This window comes from Epibacterium ulvae (assembly GCF_018678075.1).
In the GTDB taxonomy this organism is placed as follows: domain Bacteria; phylum Pseudomonadota; class Alphaproteobacteria; order Rhodobacterales; family Rhodobacteraceae; genus Epibacterium; species Epibacterium ulvae_A.
In genome coordinates, this window is the sequence record NZ_JAHHIR010000017.1 from 39,036 (window position 1) to 61,446 (window position 22,411).

The following is a 22,411-nucleotide window of genomic DNA, read 5'->3' on the forward strand; positions in this document are numbered from 1 at the left end:
AAATTAACGGCTTTCTCGACATTTCCCTTTGCAAGTGAGACAGAGACGAGGAAGCGGATCGGTGCGCAAACTGGGCTGAACCCTGGCGCCGTCTGGACCTTTTGAGAAGTTTCAGCTAGACGATCCGACTGCGTGCACCAGCTTGCCATGTGCGCGGTGTTTTTGGGGGTGAAAGAGATGAAGACTATCAAGTTTGCCGCTGCGGCTGCTGCGGCTGTAACCCTGTGCAGTTCCGCACAGGCCGAAGCAGATCTTGGCCAACTGTTCCTTAAGGAGCAGACGACTTTGCAGGCCATTCCCGAAGCCCGCTATGCGCGTTTTTTCAAGTTTAACGGTAAAAACGGGCGCGCCAAGGGCGAAAATGTGGAATTTGCCAACAGTTGGCTCGATAGCCGTCCAAAAGCGACCGGCGATGCCCAATTTCAGTGCTTGGCGCAGGCGCTCTACTTTGAGGCACGCGGTGAGACGGTAAAAGGGCAGTTCGCGGTGGCTGAGGTCATCATGAACCGGGTGGACAGCAAACAGTTCCCGAATTCCGCCTGTGCGGTGGTCCACCAAGGGACCGGGCGCAAGTATGAGTGTCAGTTCACCTATACCTGCGACGGCCACAAGGAAGTGATTGCCGAAAAGCGGGCCTATGAACGTGTGGCCAAGGTCGCGCGTGTGGTGCTGGATGGGACAAGCACCGATCTGACGGAAGGCGCCACCTATTACCACACCACAGCGGTGCGCCCCCGTTGGAGCCGCAGTTTCACAGAGACCGCGCGCATTGGCGTGCACAAATTCTACCGTGACGATCGTTATCGGACCGCATCCAACTGACAATCCGGTAGGGGCAGTGAAAATTTGGCGTATTTGGCGCGAAATGCTGCGCGATAGCGCTGTCTCCCCTGATTTTAAGACGGTATAGAGAAAGCCCCGGCCAGTTTGGTTCGGGGCTTTGTGCCATCCGTCAAGGACAGCTGAGATGACATCTGAAACCGAACTTGCCTTTGCGCATCCCGAAGCGCGTGCAAAGGCAACCGCTGATCGCCCTTTGGATCGGCTCTCGTTGCGCAATCACATCGTGGATGTGGAAATCGGCGCTTTTCAGAGCGAACGCGATGTAACCCAACGGCTGAGTTTCAACGTGGTGGTGGAAATCGCGCCCTTGCCTGTAGATCTGGACGATGATGTTGATCGCATCCTGTCCTATGACACGCTGGCAGAGTCGATTGCCGCCGAATTGGCCGCCGAGCGGTTGAACCTGTTGGAGACCCTCTGTGACCGTGTGGCGCTGCGTATTCTGCAAGAACCGCAAGCGCGGCGGGTGTTCGTGCGGATTGAAAAGCTGGACCGGGGTCCGGGCGCGCTGGGTGTTGAAATTGTGCGCAGCAAAGAGGGCGTGGTGACCGATGCGCCCGTGGACGTGGTTGCGGCCCCAAATCCGCGGATCGCCTATCTGACTGAGGTCGCATTAAAAAGCCCGCATGTCTCGCATTGGATCGACCAGATGGCCGCGATGGAGGCACCGCTGGTGGTATGTGTTCCGCCTGCGCCGACCAAAGACCGCGATGGCATGTCGGATGGTCCGCGTCGCCGCGCAGCACTGGTTTCGGTCGAACTCGCCGCATGGCAGTTGAACAATCGAGAGCCACGATGTGTGGTTGTGGCCAGCCGCACTGAACTGGACTGGGCGCTGAAAAACCGCCAGATTAGCGTATGGGCTCCGGCCAAGATCGTGCTGGATGCTCCGGAGGGATCTGACGTGGACGCCGAAGACGGATGGGCGCTGGCCAAATGGTTTGCAGAACACTTCGCAGCCTGCGAGGTGCTTGCTTTTGCTGGGGATGCTGATGTCGCGAACTGGACGTCCGCTACCCCCTTGCGCGCGGTGACATTGGAGCAAGCAGAGATTTGATCTATTTCCGACCCTTAGTGCGAGATGGCGAAACCCGCCCCGAAGGTGCCATTCCCCTGGCTGGGGGCCGCCTGTGGTTTTCCGAAGTCGAAGCGCTGGAGCGGGGGCGCCCGCCGCAGATCATGCCAGCCGGATTGGTCCCCGAAGAACACCGCCGCCGCATGTCGGCGCGCCGCTCGTCTATTGCGGGGCTGGATATGGGCACGCCTCAGGTGATGGGCATTTTGAACGTCACCCCCGACAGTTTCTCGGACGGCGGGGTACATGAGGATTACGACGTGGCCTGCACGGCGGCGCAGCGGATGATCAAACAAGGCGCGTCGATTATTGATGTGGGCGGCGAATCCACCCGTCCCGGTGCTGAAACCGTGGAAGAGGTCGAAGAGATCGCGCGCACAGCCCCGGTGATTGCCGGGATCCGAGAACAGAGCGAAGTGCCAATCTCGCTCGATACCCGCAAGGCCGCAGTGGCTTTGGAAGGGTTGGAGGCCGGGGCCAGTCTGGTCAATGATGTCTCGGGTTTTACGCATGACACGGCGCTTGCGCCCTTGGCCGCGCAGGCGGGGGTGCCGGTCTGTATCATGCATGCGCAGGGTGATCCGCAGACCATGCAGGATGATCCGCAGTATGAAAATGTGCTGCTGGACGTCTATGACTTTTTGGAACAACAGATCGACCGTTTGGAAGCCATCGGTGTTTTTCGTGACCAGATCGTGGTGGATCCGGGCATCGGCTTTGGCAAGACGCAGGCCCATAATCTGACGCTGCTCAAAAACATCAGCCTGTTTCACACGCTGGGATGTCCGATCTTGCTGGGGGCTTCGCGTAAGCGGTTTATCGGCGACATCGGCAATGCGCCGCAGGCTGTGGACCGGATGCCGGGCTCGGTGGCGGTGGGGCTTGCAGCCGTGGCCCAAGGCGTGCAAATCCTGCGAGTACATGACGTGGCCGCCACGCATCAGGCATTGCGCCTGTGGCAGGCCATCCGGTAACCTGACAGCAATCATGGCACCGGCAATGAACCGGCCCAGTTGCGAGGCAAAAGCGATGCGGAAACTTTTTGGAACCGACGGCGTGCGTGGCACCGCCAATATTCACCCGATGACGGCCGAAATGGCGCTGCGGATTGGCGCAGCGGTTGGGCGTTACTTTCGCCGGGACAACGGCAGCGGCCACCGGGTGGTGATTGGCAAGGATACGCGACTTTCGGGGTATATGTTTGAAAACGCGCTGACGGCGGGTCTGACATCAACGGGCATGAATGTCTTGTTGTTGGGGCCGGTGCCGACGCCTGCGGTGGGTCTGATGACTCGCTCCATGCGCGCGGATTTGGGCGTGATGATCTCCGCCAGTCATAACCCGGCGGATGACAATGGTATCAAATTCTTTGGCCCCGACGGATACAAGCTCTCGGACACTGCAGAGATGGAGATCGAAGCGCTGATCGAGGCCGGGGTGGAGTGTGCTCAGTCGCATAACATCGGGCGGGCCAAACGGGTGGATGATGCGCGGTTCCGGTATGGCGAACGGGTCAAAAGCTCATTGTCACGCGATGTGCGTCTGGAAGGGCTGAAAGTGGTGATCGACTGCGCCAATGGCGCCGCCCACCGCGCCGCGCCCGAGATCCTGTGGGAGCTGGGCGCAGAGGTTATTCCGGTTGGCGTCGCCCCGGATGGGCGCAATATCAACCGTGGTTGCGGATCGACCCAGCCGTCGGTGGCGGCGGAAACTGTGGTTGCGCATGGCGCCCATGTTGGGATCTGCCTGGATGGCGATGCGGATCGCGTCATCGTGATTGATGAGACCGGCGCGGTGGCCGACGGCGACCAGTTGATGGCGCTGTTGGCGCGTCAATGGCACCGGGATGGGCGTTTGAATGGCAATGCATTGGTTGCCACCGTGATGTCGAACCTGGGTCTGGAGCGGGCCTTGAACGCTGACGGGATCTCGCTGGAGCGTACCTCGGTTGGGGATCGCTATGTGGTGGAGCGGATGCGCGCAGAGGGCTTCAACCTGGGTGGTGAGCAGTCCGGCCACATCGTGATGACCGATTTTGCCACCACTGGCGATGGTCTGATGGCGGGTTTGCATTTCCTGGCAGAGATGGTGCGCAGCGACAAGAAAGCCTCTGAGCTTACCAATCAATTCACCCCGGTGCCGCAGCTGTTGAAAAACGTCCGCTACACCGCCGGGCAGGTGCCGCTGGAGAATGAACGTGTGCAGGACGCTATTGCCTCGGCCGAGAAGGTTTTGGACGGGCAGGGACGCTTGTTGATCCGAAAATCGGGCACCGAACCTTTGATCCGGGTGATGGCGGAATGCGAGGATGAGGCGATTTTGAACCAAGCCGTCGACAGTGTTGTCAGCGCGGTTGAGGTGGCAACAGCTTAACCAGTTTTCAGAAATGGGTCGCCGCGGCACCACGTGGCGTTAGACGGCGATCCAATTGTTTGTCAGCGCCATCGCCAATGCCTGCTCCTTGGTTTTGACGTTCAGGCGTTTTTTCAGGGTCGCCAGATGCATATTGATCGTTGAGTCTGAGACCACCAAAGCATCTGCGATCTGGCCCAGTTGCATACCATTGGCAAGCAGCACCAGAATTTCAGCCTGACGTTTGGTCAGCGGAGATTTTCCCGGCGCCAGATCCAGAAGTTGCTGCATCCGAGAATGCGCGGCAAATGCAAATACGGCCCAGATCCCGCCCTGTTCTTTCAACATGGTTTTGAACTGCGCAGAATTTTCCGCAAAGCCAAACCCGGCACCTGCACCGCGGTAGATGCCATCTGGATCCGGCATGGCAAATGTCATGGCTGTCCGCTGCCCATAGTATTCGAACCTGTCTCGGCTTGATTGAAGCGACGCAGGGGTAATTCTGTCTATTTGTTGGGCATCAATATCCAACCCCCACAGCGTTCTAGGTATACCTGCACGCACATTTTGCACGGTATAGCAGTCCATCAGATCGGGCCGGTGACAGTCCATTTTCACGCCCCAGTCCGGCATGGTCGTCACGCGGAAGGATTCTTCTGGGGTGCCCATAAATGCGTGCAGCAGGCAAACCCCCATAAAATCAGCAGTTTTTAGAAAATGTTTCCCGACGTCTTCTGCTGATTTGGCCGAAGCGATATTTGAAGTGAATTCCAGTAAACTATCGGACATTTCGATTTCGATGTAATTTGCGTTTCGATACTATAGAATTGTATAGGTTTACGGCCTTTGAAGAATTGACCATGAAGGAAATATACACGCAAAAGAATATTTATCTACGCAGGTTTCGCCATGAATCAATTTAACGTTACCGAAGACATGTTGAAATCAGAAAACCCCACTGCCGAAGGGCTTTCGATACCCACGTCGTCGGGGGTGCAGCGTCTGGATTGTGATGATGCCAACTCACTCAAAGGGGTCGGGATCCAAATCACATTCTTCAGCCTTGCGGTTGCCGTGATCTCTTTTATCGTTTCTTTTTTCGTGCTGGGCTGGGGAATTGGGACATCTTTGGTTTTGTATGTGTTTATTGGATGGGTCACATTCATTTATGTTTTGATCTGCGTTTTATTGGTTCGCAGAATTAGAGATTGGCGAAGGAATGCGTCCTGAGTGCGTAATGTGCACTTTGATTATCGACCTAATAGCGCTGATAGCGATTTGTATTGGCTGATGGCCACGCCGCCAATAATCAGGGCCAGCGCATAAAAAAGTGATGATGGCAGTGCCTCGTTGAGGATCAAAGCGCCCAATGTGACCGACCACACAGGGACCTGGTAATTGGTCAGGCTCATGAAGACCGGCCCAGCCCCGCGCACAACCATCACCCGCAGCAGATTGGCGCCGGCCGTCGGGATGAGACCAAGGATGGCAACCCAGAATAACGTCTCTTGATCCAGCGCTGGGGGCGGGCCTTCGGCGATCCAGGCGATGGGGATGATCACCACCGCGCCAATCAGCATCAACACTGCCGCCAGGCCCAGTGAGTCCACGGGTGGTAGGCGGCGGGTCAGGATGGAAGAGCAGGCATAACAGGCGGCAGCGGACAGGCAGGCCAGGCGGCCAAAGGTTTCAAGGTCGGACCCGCTGCTGTCAAAGGCCTTGCCACCGATCAGGATCAAAATGCCAACAAAGCCAAGCACTGTGCCAAGGATCCGTCGCGGCCCCATTTGCTCTCCGGCGACAAAGACATGTGCGAGCGGCAGTATCATCAGTGGGATCGCACCCATGCTGACGCCAGCAAAGCCCGAGGTCACATATTGCAGGCCCCAGCTGAGCAACAAAAACGGCAGCGCAGTGCTGAGCAGCGCAACCAAAGTAACGGATGTCCAATTGCTGCGGTCTTCGAACAAGCGGAAACCGCGAACGCCCCAGATCGCCGACAGCAAGATGCCCGCAAAGCCAATCCGCCCAGCCGCCAGCCAAAACGGTGTCACGCCGCGCAGAGCCAGTTCAACCATCAAGAACGTCCCACCCCAGACAAAGCCAAGGGTTGCGATCATGACCCAATAGTGGGGGGCGATGGTGGGGGAGGTGTTCATTTGGATCGGCTGCTTTCTGTGATGGCGTCTCTCCAGATCTGCTGGACAGATCGTGCCACATCAGGATGTGTCATTCGCCTAATCGTGTTGGATCGGGCGGTGTTAACTTCTTTTCTGTACGGGTTTTGTAAATGCCAGGACCTCTTGAAATCCTCTGAAGCTGCATGGGTTTTACCAAGTTCAGCCAAGGTGATGGCGCTGTCCAGCAAAGCATCAGCCAACTGGTGATCTGTCAAAAGTGGATGGCTAAACCGTTCGGCCAGTTTGCAGAAACGAAGCCGTTTCTCGGCCGGTACAGAAAGCTTACCGCATTCCACATTTACGCCTGTGGCAAATCCGAAATAGCACCAGATGGCGACGAAGAGACAGACAGTAGCTGTCGTCAGGCGGGGCATTATTTTTCGTCGCCTTACGTCTAAGTCGATTTCCATCCTGCAAGTGCCCCCAAAAGAAACAGGGCCGACGATGCCGACCCTGCTTCAAAAGTGCAATCAGAGAAAGAGCTTAGTTCTTCTCTTTGTCGACCATTTTGCCAGCAGAGATCCAAGGCATCATGTCGCGCAGTTTGCCGCCGACAACCTCGATCTGGTGCTCGTCGTTGGCACGACGGGAGGCTTTGATGGTGGGCTGGCCAACTTGGTTTTCTAGCATGAAGTCACGCACGAATTTACCCTGTTGGATGTCGGTGAGGACGTCCTTCATGGCTTTCTTGGTCTGCTCGTATGGCAGGATGCGTGGGCCGGTGACGTATTGACCGTACTCAGCAGTGTTGGAGATCGAGTAGTCCATGTTGGCGATGCCGCCTTCATAGATCAAGTCAACGATCAGCTTGGTTTCATGCAGACACTCGAAATAGGCCATTTCAGGGGCGTAGCCCGCTTCGACCAGAGTTTCAAAGCCGCAACGGATCAGTTCAACGATACCGCCACACAGAACAGCTTGTTCACCGAACAGGTCGGTTTCGCACTCTTCACGGAAGTTGGTCTCGATGATGCCGGAGCGACCGCCGCCGATGGCGGAGCAATAGGACAGGCCGATTTCCAGCGCTTTGCCGGTGGCGTCGGTGTCAACCGCAACAAGGCAGGGCACGCCGCCGCCTTTGGTGTATTCGCCGCGTACGGTGTGACCTGGGCCTTTGGGCGCCATCATGATCACGTCGATGCCTTCTTTGGGCTCGATCAGGCCAAAGTGGACGTTCAGGCCGTGAGCGAATGCAATTGCGGAACCCGGCTTGATGTTGTCGTGGACGTATTTCTTGTAGGTTTCAGCCTGCAGTTCGTCGGGCATGGTGAACATGATCACGTCACACCAAGCTGCCGCTTCGGCGATACCCATAACGGTCAGGCCTTCGCCTTCGGCTTTCTTGGCCGATGCAGAGCCTTCACGCAGGGCCACAACAAGGTTCTTGGCGCCGGAATCGCGCAGGTTCAGCGCGTGCGCGTGACCTTGCGAGCCGTAGCCCAGAATAGCGACTTTTTTGTCTTTGATCAGGTTCACATCGCAATCGCGATCATAATAAACGCGCATGTCACGTCTCCTCACATTGAATTTGCGGAGATCATAGGCATTCCTGCGACAGGCGCGAGAGTGTTTCGTTTGATAATTCACCTTATTTTGCGCTTATCATTCGCATAACTTTCAATTACTGATTCAATCATGCTTGATGATTTGGATAGACGCATTCTTCGCCGTATGCAGGCGGAACCGGACCAATCGCTGCCGGATCTGGCGGATCAATTGGGGCTGACCCCGTCGCGCCTGTCGCGTCGGGCGGAGAAGCTGCGCGACAGTGGTGTGATCCAGGGCGTGCGAATGGAGATCGATTGGCGCGCGCTGGGGTATGAGGTTGAGGTGTCGCTGCGGGTGACCCTGGACAAGACATATGCGCAAGCCTTTGACGAATTCATTGCCGCTGCGCGTGATATTCCCGAAGTGCTGGAGATCCAAACGTTTCTAGGGCAGGTGGACGTGCGCCTGACGGTCATTGCACGGGATATGGCGCATTATCAGGGGATCTATCGTCGGCAGATCCTGCTGTTGCCACATATCGCGGATATTGAGGCGTTGATGCATGTGGCACGGATCAAAGCCGAAGAAAGCCTGCCCATATGAGCGAGTATGACGCAATCGATCTGGCGCTATTGCGCGCCCTGTCGGCGGATGCCACTCAATCTGCCGGGGCTTTGGGGCGGGAACTGGGGTTGAGCCAGCCGGCCACCTGGCGGCGGATCAAACGCTTGCAGGATCAAGGCATTCTGGTTGGGCGTCGGCTGGATCTGAACAAGGAAAAGCTGGGCTTTGGGGTCACGGTGTTTCTGGGTGTCAAACTGGCGACCAAAGGGCGGGTCTCGCTCGAGGATTTTGAACGAGCGGTGACCGCCATCCCCGAGGTGCAGCGGGTGGAACATGTTCTGGGGCTCTATGATTATCGCCTGCGGGTGACCGCGCGCGACATTGCCGATTTCGAACGGGTGCTGCGGCGGCGGGTGATGACTCTGCCCGGCGTTGGCAATGTCGAGGCCAATGTGATGCTGTCCGAGGAACGCAGGCCGGGGCCCTTGGGGGAGGGCGTCTAACGCACACCCAGGCCCATCTGCATCAACGTCCGGCGCACCGGTGGCAGCGAATAAAGCGCGCTGAGGCCTGCGGCACGCAGATCGCGCAAGGGGCGCGGCTCCAACATTGACGTGCGGTTCAACAGATCAATGCCACGCACCCGGATCATGATCTCGCGGTGGCGGGCCTTGTGATAGGCGCTGAGCATCGCGGTGTCACCCAGACCTTCGGGACGGGTTTGGATCAGATCGCGCAAGGTGGTCAGATCACCCAGCGACATGTTCAACCCTTGGGCCCCGATCGGGGGCACCACATGGGCGGCTTCGGCCATCAGGGCGACGCGTTCGCCGTTCAGACGCGCTGCGGATTGGCTGATGATCGGCCAGATCGTGCGGTTTGAGGCCAGTTTCAACGGCCCATAGACCCCGCCACTGCGATCGGTCATCGCCGCTTCAAAGGCCGCAACAGGCAGGTTCAGCAATTCTTGTGCCTTTGGGCCGCGCTCCATCCAGACCAGCGCCGAGGAGGGCTTGCCCTGATAATCCGGCAGCGGCACCAGGGTAAACGGGCCACCATTGCGGTGCACCTCGGTTGAGACATTGTCGTGAGGGGCGTCATGGGTGACCGCTAGCGCCAGCGCCTTTTGACCGTAGCGGGTGGTCGACACAGGAATGCCTGCGGCCTCGCGTACGGGGGAATTGCGCCCATCGCAGGCCAGCACCAGTTTGGCCGCGATCTGCGCGCCATCTGTCAGGGTGACCCGGGCGCTGTCCATACGGGTGAACAGACCGCGTGGCGCAACGCCGGTGCCCATACGCAGATCGACATTCGGCAGCTCGGCCAAGCGGGCCATCATTTCACGGCGCAACAGCCAGTTGGGCAGGTTCCAGCCAAAGGGCTGGTCCGAGATGTCGGAGGCGTTGAAATCGCGCACCACGCGCGGCGTCGGCAAGGCGCCCCCGGCGTCGACAATCCGCATGATCTGCAATGGGGCGGCATGGGCGTCCAAACGCTCCCACAGGCCACATTCAGACAACAGCGATTTGGCTGGCTGCAAAAACGCTGTGGTGCGCAGGTCCGCGCCCTTGGTGTCGCGCTCGACAATGGGCGGCGTCGGGTCGACGCAGATCACGTTCAGCCCCATCGCACCAAAGGTGGCCGCCGCCGTAAGACCGGCAATCCCGCCACCGGAAATGAAGATATCGCAGCTCTCTGACATACTACCGCCCTCCAGAACTCTGTCCCTCACATAGGGTTTTGCGCAAGGGAAGTACAGGCGACAGCTGCGCGCTGTGATCATTCGCCTCGGGGCGGGATGAGCCGTGCGAAATTGGCAAGTGCTGCTTTCACAAGACAGTGCGCCATGGCGGGGTTAGAGTTCTGGCAGAGGGGAAGGGACGCCGATGACACAAAACCGTATCGACCAGATCCGTGAGCTGCTGAAAAGCATTGAAACCGGCGATCCCGGTCCGATTGCTGTGGTGAATGAGGCGCAATACATCCAGCACAACCCGCAAACCCATGAGGGCAGCGAAGGGCTGGCGAGTTTGTTTGCGCGCCTCGCCAAAACGGAGCCACGGGTCAATATGGTGCGCGGGTTTGAAGATGGCGACTATGTCTTTGCCCAGATGGAATATGATTTCTCAAGCCGCAAAATCTGTTTCGAGGTGTTCCGGTTTGAAGACGGGCAGGCGGTGGAACATTGGGACAATATCCAAGACCGGCTTGGTCCCAATCTATCGGGCCGTGATATGGTCGAGGGCCCGGTTGCGGTCACGGATCTGCATCTGACCGAAGAAAACCGCAGGCAGGCGCGAGGGTTTGTTCAACAGGTGCTGATCATGCGCCGGTTTGAGGCCTTGGCCGGGCATATGGACGCCAACTATATCGAGCATAATCCGCATCTGGGCGATGGAATTGCATCCTTGCGCGCGGCGCTATCTGCCGACCACGCTGGGCAGCCGCGGATTACCTATCAGAGATTGCACCGCGTTCTGGCGCAGGGGGATTTTGTCCTGACGGTGAGCGAGGGGCTGCGCGATGGGACGCAGACGGCGTTTTACGACCTGTTCCGTTACGAGGCGGGGTTGATCGCAGAGCATTGGGACACCACAGAAACCGTGGCACCGCAGCCCGAGTGGAAAAACACCAACGGGAAGTTCTGAACGGCTACAGCAGCCGTTCCAGAAAAGCGGTCAAATCATCGGTGTGGTGGTGAATGTGATCTGCTGGCGTGGCCTCTGGCGCGACATGGACCGTGCGCATGCCCATGGCGTGTGGCGCGGTGAGATTGCGCGGATCATCTTCGAACATGGCAGCGGTTTGAGTGTCGATCCCGGCTTTTTCAAACACCAGATCAAAGGCCGCGCGTTCGGGTTTCGGCCGGTACGCGGCGTGTTCTACCCCAAAGACCCCGTCAAACAATCCCGCCAGCCCCCGCGCGGCGAGCACGCGTTTGGCATACGGGGCGGATCCGTTGGTATAGACGATGCGTTTGCCGGGTAGGGCGGCAATGTGCTGAGCCAGCGCCTGGTCCTGTTCCAGATGGTCGAGCGTGATGTCATGCACCGCTTCCAGATAGGGTTCCGGGTCGATTTGGTGATGGGTCATCAACCCGGCCAGCGTGGTGCCATGCGCATGCCAGTAATGGCTGCGCATATGGTCGGCCTCGGCTTTTTCGACGCCCAGAACCTCCATCACATAGCGGGTCATCTTAACCTCGATCTGGTCAAACAATCGCGCTGAGGGCGGGTATAGCGTATTGTCCAGATCAAAGACCCAATGGCGGACGTGGGAAAAAGCATGTTTGGTCATGCAACCTCGTTACGTGCTGGGCGCTGGCGTGACAATGGCGCGCGCGCGGGCTGCGGGAAATCGGCGCAGTTTCTGGCAAAGGGTTGCACCAAATCGGGAGCGGTGTAGACATAATATCCACACGACCACAGGGATGACGATGTACCAGAACCGCAGCAACCAAAAAGACGCCTATGCTCTGATCCTCGAAGCGATTGACGTTGGCGTCTATAAACCGGGCGACCGGCTGGTGGAAAGCGATCTAGCGGAACAGTTTGGCGTGTCGCGCACCCCGATCCGTGAAGCGCTGCAACGGCTGGAGACACAATCCCTGCTGGAGCGTGACGGGCGTTCGCTGATTGTCGCCTCGTTGGATCACAACCAAATGGCCGAGCTTTACGCGGTACGCAGTGAATTGGAGGGGCTGGCCGCGCGGCTGGCTGCCAAACACGCAACTTCCGAGGAGGTCAAAGTTCTGCGTGAGATGGTCGCCGCCGATGATGCGCTGGTGGACAAGCCGGTAGAGCTGGCACGCGCCAATCGCCGGTTCCACGAACAGATCCATCTGGCTTCGCACAACCGCTATTTGGTGCAGCAATTGGATCTGGTGCACCGGACCATGGCGTTGATGGTCAGCACCTCGCTATCGGCGCAGGGGCGGGGGCGTATTGCGCAGGCCGAGCATAAGAAAATCGTCGATGCGATTGAGCGCCGTGATGAAGAGGCGGCATATAAGGCATTGCGCGAACATATCTCGGTCGCTTTTGTCACCCGCCTGAAGCAGGACGCGATCCAGCGCGAGCAACGGTAACCGATGTAAGCGTCACTTTGGGTCCCCGCGCGCTGGTTTGTGGGTTGGCCCGTGGTTTAATCTGTGCACTGGGTTGGTCGCTGTGCAGCCCATGTTGGGTCTTGTCCCAGTAAAACGGTTTTATAATCAGCTCATAGAGCGCCTTGTAGGCGGCGATGGTGCCCAGCGGGTAGTAAAACAACAGCGTCGGCGCACAGAAGGCCAGCCGTTTGCGCCCACAAGCAAAGGCGGCGGCGATGGCGAGCAATATCGACAACACCTCGCACCCCAGCATGAGGATCACCAAGGTCTGCGCGCTCTGTCCCGATAGGTTGGCTGCGACCGGCGGGGCGAAACCCAACCACCACAGCCAATAGGTCCACAAGATTGGTGCCAGCAGGAATTGGCCAACGGTTCCGATGAAAAACGCCTGCAGCCCCAAGAGTTTCCACCAACCGATGTCTTTGCGCAATTGCCCGGCGCGGCGCATATGGACCAGGTAGGTCACCATGAAGCCTTTGAGCCAGCGAGAGCGCTGTTTTATCCAAGGCCAGGCACGGCAATTGGCCTCTTCATAGGTGGTGGCAGGCAACATCTGGGTCTCGTAGCCCGCACGGTACAGACGCACGCCCAGATCCGCGTCTTCGGTCACATTATGGGCGTCCCAGCCGCCGATCTCTAACAACACATTGCGCCGGATGAACATCGTGGTGCCCCCCAGCGGCAACACAAGACCAAGTTTGGACAACGCAGGCAGCACGATGCGGAACCAGCCGGCGTATTCCAGCGTAAAGCAGCGCGACAGCCAATTGGTGGTGGGGTTGTAGTAATCCAGCACGCCCTGAAAACAAGCCACACCGGGAGGCGCATCGGCAAAGGCGCGGGCGACTTTTTCCAGCTGGTCCCCGTCGGGGGCGTCTTCGGCGTCCCACACGCCCACCAGATCGCCGCGGCAGAAATCCAGAACATAGTTCATCGCGCGCGGCTTGGTCTGCAAACCACCATTGCGCGGCACCTCGATCACCTTGATCCAATGGGGGAGATCGACCCGCGAGACGGCGTTTTGGGTGATGGTGTCATCTTCTTCCAGCACCAGGAACACGTCCAGCAGGGTGCGCGGATAAGACAGTTTGCCAAGCCTGCGCAGCAGATCGCGGCTGATCTCGGCCTCTTTGAACAGCGGCACCAGGACCGAGATGCTGGGCAGCCGTTGCAATTGCCCTTTGTTGACCGGCGGGGTGGGCGCGCGGGCGTGCCTGAGTTGCTGGATATGCGACAGCAACCCCACCAGTTTCAACGACATGAACAAGCACAGGCACAAAAGCGCCGCCAATGTCAGCGCGGCAAACGTCGCCTGCGGTGCCAGAAGCAGCCCAGCTGCGGGCATGACCATCAGGCCGCATAAGACACGCTGCAAATTGCGGCTCATCAGATTGCGGCAGCTCATCCGATTGGGGGTGCGAGAGGATGCATTATGCGCCAGTTCACGGCGGAAATGGCTGGCGATTGCGGTGCGAATGTCCTCTTCATCGGCCAGTACAAATTTCACCTGTGGAAAACTTCCACCCAAAGCCGATTCGAGCGTGGCACGTTCTTCGGGATGGGCGATGGCGATCACAACTGTGTCCCCCAGCTTCATCCAGGGAACCGCCGTGTGCAGCAACCAAAACGCCGGTGCTTTGCGCCCCAGCAAAGCGCGGCTCATCTGGCGGCCTTTTAATGTCACGGTGGGCATGTCGTGTTGGTCGGCCAATGCCTGTAACACCTTGGCACGACTGGCCCAACCTTGCGCCACAAGGATCTGGCCGAGCTTGGCGCGCTGGTGCTGTTGCAAGACCAAAGCCCGCATCAGCCGGTCATTGCTGACCGCGTTTTGGCGCAGCAGAATTTTCCCCAAGAGCGGGCCGCCCACGCGTTCACGGGGCGTCGCGGGGAGTGCAACGTTGGAAGACCAAACTTTGCCCATGCGGCATCAATCCTGTGGATGATTACCGTATAAGTAGAGTTGATTTTTGGGTTAAAAAAGCATTAACAACCGTGAGGGTCCCGCCGGTTTTACGGCGAAACCCATTGATTTCACGATGCTTTGCGCTGGGCCATAGCCTCTGCAAAACGCTCAAACAAGTAATAGCTGTCTTGCGGGCCGGGGCTTGCTTCGGGGTGTTGTTGAACCGAGAAGACCGGACGTTCGCTGATCCGGATGCCACAGTTGGAGCCGTCAAAGAGCGAGACATGCGTCTCTTCCACGCCCGTAGGCAGGGATTGCGCATCCACGGCAAAACCGTGGTTCATCGATGTGATCTCAACCTTGCCGGTCTCGTATTCCTTGACCGGGTGGTTGGCACCGTGGTGGCCGTGGTTCATCTTGATCGTTTTGGCACCCAGAGCCAGCGCCAGCATCTGGTGACCAAGGCAGATGCCAAACATCGGCAGGTCTGTGGTGTCCAGAATGGTCTTGATCATCGGGACAGCATACTCGCCTGTTGCGGCCGGGTCGCCGGGGCCGTTGGAGAGGAACACACCGTCTGGATTATGCGCGAGCACTTCGTCGGCCGTGGCCGTCGCGGGCAGAACCGTCACATCGCATCCGGCAGAGGCCAGGCAGCGGAGGATGTTGCGTTTTGCACCAAAGTCCAGGGCGACAACTTTGTGGGTTGGGGCTTCTTGGCGGGTGTAGCCTTCGGGCCAGGCCCACCGCATTTCGTCCCAACGGTAGGATTGCGCGCAGGTGACGTCTTTGGCCAGATCCATGCCTTCGAGGCCGGGCCAGGCGCGGGCTTTGGCCACCAGCGCTTCGATGTCAAAGACACCATCCGGGTTATGGGCGAGGGCAACATGGGGTGCGCCCTGCTGGCGGATCGCGCGGGTCAGGCGACGGGTGTCGATGCCACCAATTGCAATCCGGCCGGTGCGTGTGAGCCAGGATTTCAGCTCTTCGGTGGCGCGCCAGTTGGACGACAGGGTCGGGTCCCATTTGACCACCATGCCGGCAGCCACGGGATCTCCGGTTTCATCGTCTTCTGGATTGACGCCGACGTTGCCGATATGCGGGAAGGTGAAGGTCACGATCTGCCCCGCATAGGACGGGTCCGTCATGATCTCCTGATATCCGGTGAGCGCGGTGTTAAAGCACAGCTCGGCCACGGTCTCCCCGGTGGCACCGAAGCCAGTACCATAAAAGACGGTGCCATCGGCAAGCGCCAAGCAGGCGGTGGGCTTGGACGGGGCGGTAACGACCATAACGCGACTCTCCATGCGGGTAAAATTCACAGGCTTGTAGGGTGCAGCGCAGGGACGGTCAAGCAGTGCCCGCCGGCATCCGAGCGAAAATTATGCGTTAAACCTGGTCTGGATCGACCTGTGATTAACAAAAAACGGCGTGGAACAGGCTAAACTTGTCAGAGGCTGCGAAACTGGGTAATGCTCGTTTTTCCTAATCCTGTTGTATGGAAGATAGATATGGATACGCGAAAGCGGGTAAACGACGCATTGAAGCAGGCGATGAAAGACAAAGCCTCTGAGCGTCTGGCCACCCTGCGGCTGATCAATGCTGCCATCAAGGACCGTGAAATTGCCGCGCGTGGCACCAGCGACGAGGGTGAGATCGCTGATAGCGAGATCCTCGCCATTCTGGGCAAGATGACCAAGCAGCGCACCGAAAGCGCCCGCGCCTATGAGGAAGGCGGACGCCTGGATCTGGCGGAGCGGGAACTGTCCGAGATCGAGGTTATTCAAGAGTTCCTGCCCAAGCAGCTGGATGACACCCAGATCACGGATGCGATCAAAAATGCAGTTGCCGAAACCGGCGCAGCATCGATCCGTGACATGGGAAAAGTCATGGCGGCGCTTAAGGCCAAGTTCACGGGCCAAATGGATTTTGGCAAGGTTGGCACGCTGGTCAAAGATCAGCTTTGTACCTCGGGCGGTTGCTGATCGGCTCGCCCACATCGAATACGATTTCGACTTAAAAAGGCCGCCCTTGTGGCGGTTTTTTTTATGGGCTGGGTCTGGTGATCCTATGGTTTGACAAAGAGCGTTTGCAGCTCGCTGAACAGAGCCTCGCGCTCTTCTTCGGACAGGAAGGCACCGATCTCCACCTCGCGCCCATTGCCGCGCAGGGTCACATAGTTCGGCACCGGGCCGTCGAATTTGTGAAGGTGGGCCGTGACCCAATAGCGGTTGGCCTGCCACTCTTGCCGTTGGCGGGCGGGGCCGTGGCGGGTGAGGCGTGCGTCGTCTTCGTCCAGGGTCAGGATCTCAAGCACCTGCGCGTTGCGGCGGCTCAGATCCAGTGCCCATTTCAGCCCAAAAAGCGCGACCAGCAGAAATGGCAATATCCCCCATAACACGATGGAGCCGAGGACCGGGATCAGCGGGACCAGCGACAGCGCCGCAGCCAGTGCGATGACCCGCACATAGCCCTTGGCCGTCAGGGATTGATGGGGCCACAGATGCAACTCGCCTGAATCGGCACTGGGCGGTGTAATCCATTCATAGGGCATAAGCGGTGCCTGATGTGACATGGAAAAAGGGCCCCCGCAGATGCAGGGGCCCTTCGTTATAATTTGCTGGAAGAGCCGCGCCTTAGTGGGCGTGAGGCTTGTCCCAGTCTTCCTGCTTGGGCAGGATTTCAAACGTGTGCTCTGGCGGAGGCGACGGCAAGGTCCATTCCAGCGTATCGGCATATTCGTTCCAGTAGTTGTTCTGGGTCACTTTGGCGCCGCGCAGCAGCGAGTAGATGACAACACCAAAGAACAGCAGGAACGAGGCAAAGGAAATGAACGCACCGTAAGATGAGATCTTGTTCCAGTATGCGAACCCTTCTGGATAGTCGATGTAACGACGCGGCATGCCCTGACGACCCAAGAAGTGCTGTGGGAAGAAGGTCAGGTTTGCGCCGATGAAGAACAGCCAGAAATGGATCTGTGCGCCCAGCTCGTTGTAGTGACGGCCGGTGACTTTACCGAAGTAGAAGTAGATGCCTGAGAAGATCGCGAAGACCGCGCCGAGGCTCATCACATAGTGGAAGTGTGCCACAACATAGTAGGTGTCGTGATACGCACGGTCCACAGCCGCCTGCGACAGAACCACACCGGTCACACCACCAACGGTGAACAGGAACAGGAAGCCAAAGGCGAACAGCATCGGCGCTTTGAATTCAATTGAGCCCTGCCACATGGTGGCGATCCACGAGAAGACTTTGACGCCTGTTGGCACCGCGATGACCATTGTTGCCAGCATAAAGTAGGCCTGCTGGTTCAGGGTCATCCCAACGGTGTACATGTGGTGCGCCCAAACAACAAAGCCCAGAACACCAATCGCAATGATCGCCCAGACCATCGGCAAGTAGCCAAAGACTGGCTTGCGCGAGAAGGTCGCGATCACGTGAGAGATGATGCCAAAGCCCGGCAGGATCACGATGTACACTTCAGGGTGGCCAAAGAACCACAGGATGTGCTGGTACAGGATCGGGTCGCCGCCACCTGAGGGGTCAAAGAAGGTGAACCCAAAGTTACGATCCATCAGCAACATGGTGATCGCGCCCGCCAGAACCGGCAGGGACAAGAGAATCAGCCACGAGGTGACAAAGATCGACCAGGAGAACAACGGCACCTTGAACAGGGTCATGCCAGGGGCACGCATGTTCAGGAAGGTTGTGATCATGTTGATCGCGCCCAGAATGGACGAGGCACCCGAGACGTGAACGGCAAAGATCGCCAGATCCATCGAGTAGCCGCCTTCGTTCACTGACAGCGGCGGGTACAGAACCCAACCTACGCCGGAACCCAGCTGATCGTTACCACCGGGGCTAAAGACGGAACAGACCGCCAGCATGGTGCCGGCAACGTACATCCAGAAGCTCAGATTGTTCATCCGCGGGAAGGCCATGTCCGGTGCACCAATCTGCAACGGCATGAAATAGTTGCCAAAACCGCCAAACAACGCCGGGATCACAACAAAGAACATCATCAAGATGCCGTGGCCCGTGATCAGGACGTTCCAGAGGTGCCCATTGGGCGTACATGGGTCAGAGGCAAAGCCTTCCAGACACATATATTGGACGCCTGGATCCATCAGTTCCAGACGCATGTAAACGGTGAAGATAACAGAGATCAGACCCACGATCGATGAAACGATCAGGTAAAGGATCCCGATATCCTTGTGATTTGTGCTCATGAACCAGCGGGTAAAGAAACCGCGTTCATCTTCGTGGCCGTGACCATGAATGGCTGCATCTGCCATTAAGGTGCCTCCTGTGTACATACCTGCAGGCCGCGCGGCATCCTCCCGGCAGCCCGAACCCTCAGGAGAGTTTTTAGAGCGCTCGCCCCAGTGCTTCAATGGCCGAGTTTGATCTAGATCAAGAATAATTGTCGCGGCTGGTTGAATTTTTCCGCCGCTTACGGTGGGTCGGTGGGTTGCGGGCAGGGTACAGGCGGCGGGAAATGGCGCTTGACCTGATGCCGGTGGGGGTCGAAAACCCAAATGACGGTGATTTCACAGGAGGGCTGCGCGATGGCGAGCTATGATCCAGACAATATTTTTGCCAAGATTTTGCGCGGGGAGATCCCGTCCGAGACAGTCTATGAAGATGACGCGACGCTGGCCTTTATGGATATCATGCCACGCTCGGACGGGCATTTGCTGGTGATCCCCAAAACGCCGTGCCGCAACACATTGGACGCCACGCCCGACCAATTGTGTGCTGTGATCAAAACGGTGCAAAAACTGGCACTTGCCGCCAAGTCCGCCTTTGATGCGGATGGTGTGACCATCCAGCAATTCAACGAGGCCGCAGGCGGGCAAGAGGTCTTTCACCTGCACTTCCACGTGCTGCCGCGTCACGAAGGTCTGCCGCTGCGCCCGGCGGGCAATATGGGGGATATGGCCGCAATCAAAGCCCATGCGGAAAAGATCCGGCAGGCCATAGCGTAATCTGATTGGGGCAGGGCAACGGCTCTGCCGCCAGATCAATCAGGTGTCGGTGTTGAAGATTTCTTCAAAGCTCTGACGCAGCGCCACATCCACATCATCCATGCCAACCGGCAAGCCGAGGTCAACCAGGCTTGTCACACCAAAGTCTGAGATGCCGCAGGGCACGATTCCCGTGAAATGCTCCAAATCGGGTTCCACGTTGATCGAGATGCCGTGAAAGCTGACCCATTTGCGCAGGCGAATGCCAATGGCCGCGATCTTGTCTTCGGCTGTCTGACCAGTCACGGTTTTGGGGCGGTCGGGACGTTCGACCCAGACACCAACCCGGCCTTCGCGGATCTCACCTTTGATGTTGAACTTGTCCAGCGCGCTGATCACCCAGCTCTCGAGATCCTGCACAAATTGGCGCACGTCTTTGCCGCGTTTTGCCACATCCAGCATGACATAAACGACTCGCTGTCCCGGTCCGTGATAGGTGTATTGCCCGCCGCGCTTGCTGTCATAGACCGGAAATCGGTCGGGATCGGTTAAATCCTGCCGTTTCGCAGAGGTGCCTGCAGTGTAAAGCGACGGATGCTCCAGCAGCCAAATGCATTCGTCCGCCTCACCTGCGGAAATACGTGCAACCCGTTCTTCCATAAAGGCAACAGCGTCCTCATAGCTCACCAAACCTTCTGCGGTGATCCATTCAACCATTGTCCCAAACTCCTTAGGTCCATCGCATTTGCCGTTAAACCTACACAAAGCAAGCAAGACAGGACTCGCCAGATTGCGCCAGGCTGCGGTATTCTGATTCTGTTGTGAGTAATCCATAGAGGTGAGTGTGATGTCTTCCAAGGCGCTTCGGGCCGCAGTGGCCACTTCATTCCTTTTGACGACGGCCTCTGGTCCTGCGATGGCCAGCGATTTGGGGGCAGCGCTTGTTGGAGGGATCATTGGCGGGGTAATCACCAATGAGGTGAACAAGAACCGTCGTTCGACACCGCGAACATCAACCCGCAGTTCGACCGCTTACAGCGCCTCTCGGGTCGCCAACCGCGAGACGCAGACCGCGCTGAACTACTTCAGCTTCCCGGCTGGCACGCCAGATGGCGTCATGGGCAGCCGCTCTCGCGCCGCCATGTCACAGTACCAAGTCTTTATGGGGTTTCCGGCGACCGGAAATCTGACCCCGTATGAGCGTGATTTCCTAGTGACCTCGTTCAACCGGGCGCAAATCGGCGGACCGCAGGTTATCAAGGCCGTGCAAGGCCCCAATGGCGTGCGCAGCCTGTTGCACACCTGGCGCGACGAGAGCTTTGGCAAACCTGCCAGCACCGGATATGCGGGGCTTCCGATTGAAGTCAGCGAAGCGGTGGATGAGATCGCCGAAAGTGCCGAGCCCACCGCCGAACAGCTGCTGCAACGCTCTGGTTTTATCCAGCTGGCAGATATGAATGGCGACGGTAAGAATGACTACATGATCGACACCTCGGTGTCGGGCTCGTCCTTTTGGTGCGGTGCCAGCCATTGTACCGTGATGGTTTTTGCCTCTACTCCAGACGGCTATCAGCGCAATGATTTTCTGGGCCGTGGCGTGACCCCTGCGAATTTCGCCTGCCACCGTGGGTCCTGTAAAATGACCGAAGGGCAGGCGACATTCGCCAATACCACGCCTGCGCCAGTGCCGGCACCTTCGGCACCTGGTACGGTTCTTGCGTCCAACGAGGCGCCCGCACCTGCAGGCGGTCTGGGTGGCATAACCCTGTTTGAGACGCCGCAAGCGACCACGCCACAGGCCTCGCTGACCAGCCATTGCAGCAAAGTGAGCCTGCTGACCAGTTCCAGCGGCGGCTATATGACTGTGTCCAATATGACCGATCCGGAACTCGCGCTTGGCGAACAGTTCTGCCTTGCTCGGTCTTATGCGATCAACAATGGCGAAGGCATGATGGCCTCTCTGAATGGGGTTACCCAGGCGCAGGTCGACAATCAGTGCGACCAGTTTGGACCGGCAGTAAAGCCGTTCCTGGCACAGTTGCAGGTCCAGGACGCCAATACGGTGATGAGCAACGTTCAAAAGTTCATCCTGCAAAGCAATATGTCGCTGGATCAGTTGAACAACACAGCCGCGATCTGCCTGCTGTCCGGCTACCGCCGCGATAACATGGATGTGGCGCTCGGGGCCGGTCTGATCATGACTGGTCTCGGCAAACGCCCCTATGCGGAACTCATCGGCCACCACATCGCCCTTGGCTTTGGTGCACCGACATCCGTGCAGCGTGCGCAGGACTGGTACGGGGTTGCCGTCACGGCTCTTGAAGGTGGAGCAGAGCCGGTTTTTGCCCCAGGGCAGCCGGAACGTGTGGCGCTTGTGAAGCTTGCAGCAGGTCAGCTGGGCGGCGCCCCGAAACTGGCGCAACCGGTGCCTGCCTCCAGCGATGCGACGGGTCTACCAACCTTTAGCTTTGGCGACTGAGACCTCCCATAATTGCTCCATAAAAATGGCCCTACCCAACGGTGGGGCCATTTTGAGTCCGGCCTCAAAAACCTTCGGCAAAATCTCAACCAATTGGCGTTTTGCCTCTTTTCAACAAGATACAGCTGGTCTATACGCCCCTTCACCAAGACTATGACAGTGCGGTCGTGGCGGAATTGGTAGACGCGCAGCGTTGAGGTCGCTGTGGGGTAACTCCCGTGGAAGTTCGAGTCTTCTCGACCGCACCATTTCACATTTTGATGTGAATTTCTCAAAAAACTCAAATATTATAGTGTCTGACGTCAGCGCCTATGGGTCCAAATAGCGTTATTTGATAAGAGAGTGTTTCTGGCTCATCGTAACCACTGAGGAGTGGAAGATGAGACAGACAACTGGAACCCGCAAAAGTCCTGGCGAGAAGATCGTCAAAGATATCAAACGCGCCGACC

General features: G+C 58.0%; 23 protein-coding genes and 1 tRNA gene. 13 read left to right on the forward strand and 11 right to left on the reverse strand.

What is annotated here, in order from left to right; translation table 11 throughout:
* Window positions 1-177 precede the first annotated feature (177 nt).
* The 4 genes from KMP13_RS04305 (at window position 178) to glmM (ending at window position 4,291) form a co-directional block, all read left to right on the forward strand.
* Entirely contained in the window at window positions 178-822 is a 645-nt protein-coding gene (locus tag KMP13_RS04305; RefSeq protein ID WP_215264326.1) for a cell wall hydrolase, read from the forward strand.
* A 145-nt stretch (window positions 823-967) separates the two neighbouring features.
* The gene (locus KMP13_RS04310) at window positions 968-1,900 is read left to right on the forward strand and encodes a dihydroneopterin aldolase (protein ID WP_215264327.1); all 933 of its coding nucleotides are present in this window, start codon (window positions 968-970) and stop codon (window positions 1,898-1,900) included.
* Window positions 1,897-2,892 (forward strand): dihydropteroate synthase, encoded by a 996-nt coding sequence (gene folP / locus KMP13_RS04315; RefSeq protein WP_215264328.1) that lies wholly within the window; start codon window positions 1,897-1,899, stop codon window positions 2,890-2,892. Before KMP13_RS04310 ends, folP begins: the two co-directional genes overlap by 4 nt.
* 55 nt (window positions 2,893-2,947) lie before the next feature.
* A complete protein-coding gene (gene glmM / locus KMP13_RS04320) occupies window positions 2,948-4,291 on the forward strand; it encodes a phosphoglucosamine mutase (RefSeq protein ID WP_215264329.1) in 1,344 nt (447 codons plus the stop codon).
* A gap of 39 nt (window positions 4,292-4,330) precedes the next feature.
* Here the strand turns inward: glmM and KMP13_RS04325 are convergent, their stop codons facing one another.
* Window positions 4,331-5,059, reverse strand: a complete 729-nt coding sequence (locus tag KMP13_RS04325) for a helix-turn-helix transcriptional regulator (protein WP_215264330.1) — start codon at window positions 5,057-5,059, stop codon at window positions 4,331-4,333.
* Window positions 5,060-5,179: 120 nt separating this feature from the next.
* Here KMP13_RS04325 and KMP13_RS04330 point away from each other — a divergent pair, with 120 nt between their 5' ends.
* Window positions 5,180-5,500: a hypothetical protein gene (locus KMP13_RS04330; RefSeq protein ID WP_215264331.1), complete on the forward strand. Its 321-nt coding sequence runs from the start codon at window positions 5,180-5,182 to the stop codon at window positions 5,498-5,500.
* 20 nt (window positions 5,501-5,520) lie between these two features.
* On the opposite strand, the gene KMP13_RS04335 is transcribed toward KMP13_RS04330, so the two are convergent.
* The 3 genes from KMP13_RS04335 to ilvC all read right to left on the reverse strand — a co-directional run bounded on the left by KMP13_RS04335 (window position 5,521) and on the right by ilvC (window position 7,956).
* Window positions 5,521-6,429 (reverse strand): DMT family transporter, encoded by a 909-nt coding sequence (locus tag KMP13_RS04335; protein WP_215264332.1) that lies wholly within the window; start codon window positions 6,427-6,429, stop codon window positions 5,521-5,523.
* Window positions 6,426-6,824 carry a hypothetical protein gene (locus KMP13_RS04340; RefSeq protein WP_215264333.1) on the reverse strand — a complete coding sequence of 133 codons (399 nt, stop codon included), beginning with the start codon at window positions 6,822-6,824 and terminating at the stop codon, window positions 6,426-6,428. The genes KMP13_RS04335 and KMP13_RS04340 overlap by 4 nt, the downstream gene beginning before the upstream one ends.
* 109 nt (window positions 6,825-6,933) lie before the next feature.
* The gene (gene ilvC, locus KMP13_RS04345) at window positions 6,934-7,956 is read right to left on the reverse strand and encodes a ketol-acid reductoisomerase (RefSeq protein WP_215264334.1); all 1,023 of its coding nucleotides are present in this window, start codon (window positions 7,954-7,956) and stop codon (window positions 6,934-6,936) included.
* Window positions 7,957-8,085: 129 nt separating this feature from the next.
* On the opposite strand from ilvC, the gene KMP13_RS04350 reads away from it, so the two are divergent.
* A complete protein-coding gene (locus KMP13_RS04350) occupies window positions 8,086-8,541 on the forward strand; it encodes an Lrp/AsnC family transcriptional regulator (RefSeq protein ID WP_215264335.1) in 456 nt (151 codons plus the stop codon).
* Window positions 8,538-9,005 carry an Lrp/AsnC family transcriptional regulator gene (locus KMP13_RS04355; protein ID WP_215264336.1) on the forward strand — a complete coding sequence of 156 codons (468 nt, stop codon included), beginning with the start codon at window positions 8,538-8,540 and terminating at the stop codon, window positions 9,003-9,005. Before KMP13_RS04350 ends, KMP13_RS04355 begins: the two co-directional genes overlap by 4 nt.
* Here the strand turns inward: KMP13_RS04355 and KMP13_RS04360 are convergent.
* The gene (locus KMP13_RS04360; protein WP_215264337.1) at window positions 9,002-10,204 is read right to left on the reverse strand and encodes a UbiH/UbiF family hydroxylase; all 1,203 of its coding nucleotides are present in this window, start codon (window positions 10,202-10,204) and stop codon (window positions 9,002-9,004) included. The two genes, KMP13_RS04355 and KMP13_RS04360, sit on opposite strands and share 4 nt — an antisense overlap.
* 184 nt (window positions 10,205-10,388) lie before the next feature.
* Here KMP13_RS04360 and KMP13_RS04365 point away from each other — a divergent pair, with 184 nt between their 5' ends.
* Window positions 10,389-11,150, forward strand: a complete 762-nt coding sequence (locus KMP13_RS04365; protein WP_215264338.1) for a nuclear transport factor 2 family protein — start codon at window positions 10,389-10,391, stop codon at window positions 11,148-11,150.
* A 4-nt stretch (window positions 11,151-11,154) separates the two neighbouring features.
* Here the strand turns inward: KMP13_RS04365 and KMP13_RS04370 are convergent, their stop codons facing one another.
* The gene (locus tag KMP13_RS04370; RefSeq protein ID WP_215264339.1) at window positions 11,155-11,799 is read right to left on the reverse strand and encodes a pyrimidine 5'-nucleotidase; all 645 of its coding nucleotides are present in this window, start codon (window positions 11,797-11,799) and stop codon (window positions 11,155-11,157) included.
* Between the two features lie 139 nt (window positions 11,800-11,938).
* Here KMP13_RS04370 and KMP13_RS04375 point away from each other — a divergent pair, with 139 nt between their 5' ends.
* On the forward strand, window positions 11,939-12,589 hold the full coding sequence (locus KMP13_RS04375) for a GntR family transcriptional regulator (protein WP_215264350.1): 651 nt from the start codon (window positions 11,939-11,941) through the stop codon (window positions 12,587-12,589).
* Here the strand turns inward: KMP13_RS04375 and KMP13_RS04380 are convergent.
* Window positions 12,546-14,534 (reverse strand): glycosyltransferase, encoded by a 1,989-nt coding sequence (locus KMP13_RS04380; protein WP_251363675.1) that lies wholly within the window; start codon window positions 14,532-14,534, stop codon window positions 12,546-12,548. The two genes, KMP13_RS04375 and KMP13_RS04380, sit on opposite strands and share 44 nt — an antisense overlap.
* Window positions 14,535-14,644: 110 nt before the next feature.
* Complete coding sequence (carA, locus tag KMP13_RS04385) at window positions 14,645-15,808, reverse strand: glutamine-hydrolyzing carbamoyl-phosphate synthase small subunit (RefSeq protein WP_215264340.1); 1,164 nt, start codon at window positions 15,806-15,808, stop codon at window positions 14,645-14,647.
* 219 nt (window positions 15,809-16,027) lie between these two features.
* On the opposite strand from carA, the gene KMP13_RS04390 reads away from it, so the two are divergent.
* A complete protein-coding gene (locus tag KMP13_RS04390; protein WP_215264341.1) occupies window positions 16,028-16,501 on the forward strand; it encodes a GatB/YqeY domain-containing protein in 474 nt (157 codons plus the stop codon).
* Window positions 16,502-16,584: 83 nt separating this feature from the next.
* Here KMP13_RS04390 and KMP13_RS04395 read toward each other — a convergent pair whose 3' ends face one another.
* Together KMP13_RS04395 and ctaD are read right to left on the reverse strand one after the other, a co-directional pair.
* Window positions 16,585-17,070, reverse strand: a complete 486-nt coding sequence (locus tag KMP13_RS04395) for a DUF2244 domain-containing protein (RefSeq protein WP_215264352.1) — start codon at window positions 17,068-17,070, stop codon at window positions 16,585-16,587.
* Between the two features lie 82 nt (window positions 17,071-17,152).
* On the reverse strand, window positions 17,153-18,811 hold the full coding sequence (gene ctaD / locus KMP13_RS04400; protein ID WP_215264342.1) for a cytochrome c oxidase subunit I: 1,659 nt from the start codon (window positions 18,809-18,811) through the stop codon (window positions 17,153-17,155).
* A gap of 273 nt (window positions 18,812-19,084) precedes the next feature.
* On the opposite strand from ctaD, the gene KMP13_RS04405 reads away from it, so the two are divergent.
* Window positions 19,085-19,504: an HIT family protein gene (locus KMP13_RS04405; RefSeq protein ID WP_215264343.1), complete on the forward strand. Its 420-nt coding sequence runs from the start codon at window positions 19,085-19,087 to the stop codon at window positions 19,502-19,504.
* Window positions 19,505-19,543: 39 nt separating this feature from the next.
* Here the strand turns inward: KMP13_RS04405 and lipB are convergent, their stop codons facing one another.
* On the reverse strand, window positions 19,544-20,200 hold the full coding sequence (gene lipB, locus KMP13_RS04410) for a lipoyl(octanoyl) transferase LipB (RefSeq protein ID WP_215264344.1): 657 nt from the start codon (window positions 20,198-20,200) through the stop codon (window positions 19,544-19,546).
* Between the two features lie 130 nt (window positions 20,201-20,330).
* Here lipB and KMP13_RS04415 point away from each other — a divergent pair, with 130 nt between their 5' ends.
* Together KMP13_RS04415 and KMP13_RS04420 are read left to right on the forward strand one after the other, a co-directional pair.
* Window positions 20,331-21,962, forward strand: coding sequence for a peptidoglycan-binding domain-containing protein (locus tag KMP13_RS04415; RefSeq protein WP_215264345.1), 1,632 nt, complete (start codon window positions 20,331-20,333; stop codon window positions 21,960-21,962).
* A gap of 161 nt (window positions 21,963-22,123) precedes the next feature.
* Window positions 22,124-22,210: transfer RNA gene (locus KMP13_RS04420), tRNA-Leu, on the forward strand.
* Window positions 22,211-22,411 lie beyond the last annotated feature (201 nt).